The organism is Pseudomonas sp., assembly GCF_049645325.1.
Taxonomy (GTDB): domain Bacteria; phylum Pseudomonadota; class Gammaproteobacteria; order Pseudomonadales; family Pseudomonadaceae; genus Aquipseudomonas.
In genome coordinates, this window is sequence record NZ_JBARTQ010000406.1 from 1 (window position 1) to 3,416 (window position 3,416).

Below are 3,416 nucleotides of genomic sequence, written 5' to 3' on the forward strand. Positions count from 1 at the left end.
CGCAGGCAAGCCAGCTCCCACATTGAGCGAGCCCACTCTTGAGAAGATGTAAAAAAGCCCGCCACCGAGTGCTCGGTGGCGGGCTTTTTTATGGCGGCGAGGTTTAGATCGCGCCGCGCTGACGCAACAGTTCCAGCACTTGCTTGACACTGTCTTCCAGCGACAGGGCCTGGGTGTCGATCACCAGATCGGCGTTCAACGGCACGTCGTACGGGAAGGAATCGCCAGGGATGTTATCCCCACCTGCCGCGTACAGGCCTTGCGGATCACGCTCGGCGCACACCAGTGGCGACGCTTGCACGTAAACCGTCAGCAGGCGGTCGGCGCCAATCAGCGCCTTGGCCTGTTCACGGCCTTCGGCATCCGGGGCGACGAACGCAGCCAGGGTCAGCAAGCCGGCTTCGTTGAACTGACGCGCCACGTGAGCGGCACGACGCCAGTTTTCGGTACGCCCGGTACGGTCCTGCGGCAACCCTTTGTTCAGGTCGTGGCGCAGGTTCTGGCCATCCAGTACGAACACCGCACGGCCCATGTCGAACAGCTTGCGCTCAACCGCGTAGGCCAAAGTGCTCTTGCCCGCACCCGACAGGCCGCTGAACAACACGGTGGCCGGCTGTTGGCCGAAACGCAGGGCGCGCTCTTCGGTGGCTACATGGGCAAGGTTGCCGTGTTGCGCAGTGCCACCATGGTTGACCGGTGGCGCGATGATCATGCCCGCGGCAACGGTGCCATTGGTCAAACGGTCGATGACGATAAACGCGCCGGTGGTGCGGTTGCTGTCGTAACCGTCCAGCGCGATGGCGGCGTCGAGGCTGACCTTGACGCGGCCAATCTCGTTCAACTGCAGCGAACTCGCCGGGCCTTCGGCCAGGGTGTTCACGTCCACACGGTGCACGATGCTGGTGATGGAACCCGGCACGTAGCTGGTAGCGCGCTTGATGTCGTATTTCTTGCCCGGCAACATCGGTTCTTCGGCCATCCACACCAGCATGGCGTCGAAAGCGTCGGTCACTTGCGGCACGTTGTCGGCATGCACCAGCAGGTCGCCACGGGAGATGTCGATCTCGTCTTCCATGGTCAGGGTCACGGCCTGGCCTGGGCCGGCGTGCTCCAGTTCACCGTCGAAGGTGACGATGGATTTGACGCGGCTGCTCTTGCCCGACGGCAGCACCACGACTTCGTCGCCCTTGTGCACGATGCCGCTGGCCAAGGTGCCGGCGAAACCACGGAAATTCAGGTTCGGCCGGTTGACGTACTGCACCGGGAAACGCAGGTCGGTGTAGTTGCGGTCGTTGGCGATCTCGACGGTTTCGAGAATTTCCATCAGCGACTGGCCGGTGTACCAAGGCGAACGCTCGCTCTTGTTCACCACGTTGTCGCCCTTGAGGGCCGACATCGGCACAAACGCCATGGTGCTCGGCTTGAAGGCAATGCCGTCGGCGAACTTCAGGTAATCAGCCTTGATCTGCTCGAATATGCTTTGGTCAAAGCCATTGATGTCCATCTTGTTGACGGCCACCACGATGTGCTTGATGCCCAGCAACGAGGCGATAAAGCTGTGGCGACGGGTCTGGGTCTGCACGCCGTAGCGGGCGTCGATCAAGATAATCGCCAGGTCACAGGTGGAAGCACCGGTGGCCATGTTGCGGGTGTACTGCTCATGGCCAGGGGTGTCGGCGATGATGAATTTGCGCTTGGCGGTGGAGAAGTAGCGGTAGGCAACATCAATGGTGATGCCTTGCTCACGCTCGGCTTGCAGGCCATCGACCAGCAGTGCCAGGTCGATGTCATCGCCGGTGGTACCGGATTTTTTCGAATCGCGGGTGATGGCTTCCAGGTGATCTTCGTAGATCATCTTGGAGTCGTGCAGCAGGCGCCCGATCAGGGTGCTCTTGCCGTCGTCGACGTTGCCACAGGTCAGGAAGCGCAACATTTCCTTACGCTCGTGCTGGCCCAGGTAGGCGAGGATGTCCTCGCTGATCAAATCAGATTGATGCGACATGACAGCCCCTTAGAAATAGCCTTGACGTTTTTTATCTTCCATCGAGCCTGCGCCATCGTGGTCGATGACACGGCCCTGGCGCTCGGAAGTTCGCGTCAGGAGCATTTCCTGAATGATGTCCGTCAGCGTCTCGGCTTCGGACTCCACCGCGCCCGTCAACGGGTAGCAGCCAAGGGTACGGAAACGTACTTTCTTTTTGACGATTCGGGCTTTGTCTTCGTCGGACAAGTGCTCAAGGATGCGGTCGTCGTCGATCATGATCAACGTGCCGTTCTTCTCGATCACGTCGCGCTCGGCGGCGAAGTACAGCGGCACGATCGGGATGCCTTCCAGGTAGATGTACTGCCAGATGTCCAGCTCGGTCCAGTTGGACAGCGGGAACACGCGGATCGACTCACCCTTGTTGACGTTGCCGTTGTAGACGTTCCACAGCTCCGGGCGCTGGTTCTTCGGGTCCCAGCGGTGCTTGCTGTCGCGGAACGAGTACACGCGCTCTTTGGCGCGGGATTTCTCTTCATCACGACGGGCACCGCCGAAAGCTGCGTCGAAACCATGCTTGTCGAGGGCCTGTTTGAGGCCTTCGGTCTTCATGATGTCGGTGTGCTTGGCGCTGCCGTGGGTGAACGGGTTGATGTTCTGCGCCACACCATCGGGGTTGATGTGGGTGATCAAGTCCAGGCCAAGCTCTTCGACCATTTTGTCGCGGAACGTGTACATCTCCTGGAATTTCCAGCGGGTGTCGACGTGCATCACCGGGAACGGCAGCTTGCCCGGGAAGAAGGCCTTGCGCGCCAGGTGCAGCATCACGGCGGAGTCTTTACCGATCGAGTAGAGCATCACCGGGTTGTCGAACTCGGCGGCGACCTCGCGGATGATGTGGATGCTTTCCGCCTCCAGCTGTTTCAGATGCGTCAGTTTGTCGACCATGGTTACTCACGGAAAAACGATCTTATGGACGGCCAGCGGGCCGTGTTCGAGCGGGGCATGCTAGCACAGCACCTTCTTCTATTCAGGGAGCGGGCTAGATCGAAACGGTATATGAATATGCCTCGCGGTTTGGCTTGGGATTGATTCACAGGGGGGAGTCAAGATCACAAACAAATCAAAAGCCGACCTGAGTGGTTGGATCAAAAGCAGGCCGTTGTGGAAGCGGGCTTGTCGGATCGCCGCACCGCTGCGATGGCATCTGAAGGACCGAGGTGTTTGCATCGCAGGCAAGCCAGCTCCCACAGAAAAGCAGAACTGCGGTGTAGCTGCGACCTGATTTCAGCAGCCGAACTCGGTCAAAAAAAGTGGGAGCGGGCTTGCTCGCGAAGGCGGTGGGTCAGCCAATGAATCTGTTGACTGACACACCGCCTTCGCGAGCAAGCTCGCTCCCACAGTTAGAACTCATTTCATCAGGTAGAAGTGGTAC

General features: G+C 59.6%; 2 protein-coding genes. Both read right to left on the reverse strand.

Annotated elements, in window-relative coordinates; all coding sequences use genetic code 11:
• Positions 1-103: 103 nt before the first annotated feature.
• Positions 104-2,002 carry a sulfate adenylyltransferase subunit CysN gene (cysN, locus tag WBB95_RS17600; RefSeq protein ID WP_424488749.1) on the reverse strand — a complete coding sequence of 633 codons (1,899 nt, stop codon included), beginning with the start codon at positions 2,000-2,002 and terminating at the stop codon, positions 104-106.
• A 9-nt stretch (positions 2,003-2,011) separates the two neighbouring features.
• On the reverse strand, positions 2,012-2,929 hold the full coding sequence (cysD, locus tag WBB95_RS17605) for a sulfate adenylyltransferase subunit CysD (RefSeq protein ID WP_124385055.1): 918 nt from the start codon (positions 2,927-2,929) through the stop codon (positions 2,012-2,014).
• Positions 2,930-3,416 lie beyond the last annotated feature (487 nt).